This is a genomic window from Luteibacter sp. P4_E6 (assembly GCF_056401535.1).
This window is the reverse complement of the sequence record NZ_JBFUJE010000694.1, coordinates 1-1,749: the sequence shown is the minus strand read 5'-3', so window position 1 is coordinate 1,749 and position 1,749 is coordinate 1. Positions and strand designations below refer to the sequence as shown.

Annotated in this window: 3 protein-coding genes; all 3 read left to right on the top strand. The window is 59.4% G+C overall.

Annotation, left to right across the window (positions count from 1 at the left end; translation table 11 throughout):
• A partial coding sequence (locus AC1DT2_RS22495; protein ID WP_477298856.1) for a hypothetical protein occupies positions 1-225 on the top strand: 225 nt, incomplete at its 5' end.
• Positions 222-599: a hypothetical protein gene (locus AC1DT2_RS22490; RefSeq protein WP_477298854.1), complete on the top strand. Its 378-nt coding sequence runs from the start codon at positions 222-224 to the stop codon at positions 597-599. The genes AC1DT2_RS22495 and AC1DT2_RS22490, both read left to right, overlap by 4 nt.
• Positions 600-781: 182 nt before the next feature.
• Positions 782-1,072, top strand: coding sequence for a hypothetical protein (locus AC1DT2_RS22485; RefSeq protein WP_477298852.1), 291 nt, complete (start codon positions 782-784; stop codon positions 1,070-1,072).
• Positions 1,073-1,749: the final 677 nt, after the last annotated feature.

The window sequence follows — 1,749 nt, the reverse complement described above, 5'->3', positions numbered from 1 at the left end:
CCCCTGAAGGCCCGCCTGATCGCCGAGATTCCCGTGCAGCGCGTCGATATGAGGGCGGGTGATGGCAGCAGCCGCCCCGCCGTGGGTGACATCGTCGAGCTTGACCATGGGTTCACCGGGCCAAACGGCGAGTCGATGGGCATCGTTGTCTGTTTCAACGACGACAGAAGTGTTCGCTGGGTCGCAGATGTCATGGACTCGGAGATCGAGTTGATACCGCTATGACACCGACCGATATCTTGCGACGCGCGGTGGCGTATCTGGCTGGCGCCACATGCCTGTGGCGAGTACTCGGCGCCTGCCTAGATGCCTTCAGGGCGAATGGCGCACCGCTCGTGACCGCATTCATCTGCGCCGTGTTGGGCCCTCTCGGCGTCGGTCTGCTATGCATGCATCGACTGGCGCGCCRCATTGCCGCTTGGCTTTGCCTGCTTGTCGCCATCATGCTTCCCATCGGGGCGATCAATCCCTTTAGCGCCATGGAACTGGAGCCTGCCACACCGAGCCTGGCCAGTATCCTGCTGTGGCTGGTTCCCGCTGTCGTCGGTCTGATTATCATGGCCTGGGCTCTGGACCCGCCCCGTCAGCTTCAAGAATGAGCAATAGGCCGGACAATTTCTTGTTATTCGGCCCGGAACAGAATGGGGGCGGTATCCGATGAGGTCACGATTCTGGACGGCTCTGCTGTCCATGTTTATCTGCGGGAGCACCTGCGCTTCGGTAGTGCAAGTCCGCGTGTAATTTCCTGCATCTTCCGACAAACGAAGCAAAGCGGCTGGGGGTGATCGACAAGATAACCGTCGAGGTTTCGTGCGGCTCGATATCGGCACTGCAAAACGTCCCCGAGCTCTACGACATTGGCATGGGGTACGACATTCCGTCGATTAACACGCTCAACGCTGAGCCCAGGCTTGGCGCGTCCGCCGTTGATATTTCGAAGTGGAACGACGTCGTCGGTGTTCGTCTCCCGTCGGATCCGGACGCCCGGTCTTGCTTCAACGTAAAGGTCACGGTTGAAGGTCGATCGGGCGCCAAACAGGTGTGGCATGGACGGCAACTTGGGTTGCCGTGATGGCACTTAAGGGATTCATTGCAGCCTACTGGCAGTTTGTCGTGGGCAATCGCAAGCGCACGGGTTACGTACTGATCGGGGTGCCTCTGGCGCTCCTGGTGCTCTGGCTGGTTGACGTGCATCCCGTCCTATTTGATCCGGTACCCGCCGTGGGTATCGTCACGGCTACGCAGTGCGCAGGGAAGACACCGACGTTCGACTACCGGTTCGAAGTAAGTGGCAATGTGTATGTCGGCCGGGGACACGCAAAAATACTTCCAGACAGTTGCAGTGACACGTGGAATGGAGCCCCGGTCGAGGTGACCTATCTCCGAGATTACCCATCAGTGAGCATAGGAGGGAGCATGAGCGCATGGTGGGGAAATCTGGGATGGTTGACCCTATTCGGTTGCGCGGTCGTGGGGCCCTTTGTCTTGCTGCTGATGTTCCTGCGAGAACGAGTCGATGGATGAACATGTGACGCATACGCGCTTTCGGTCCGGCGTTACGCTACTGGTTCCTTATGTGTCCGACTCGGTAGGTGTCAACGCGCGATCCCGTGTCGTCCGATGGCAATTCCCCGAACCGGCTAAAATGCCGCCATGCAACCCACTCCCCCCTCAGCCTTCCGCCTCACCGTCGCCCCCATGATGGACTGGACAGATCGTCACTGCCGGTACTTTCACCGCCTGCTGTCC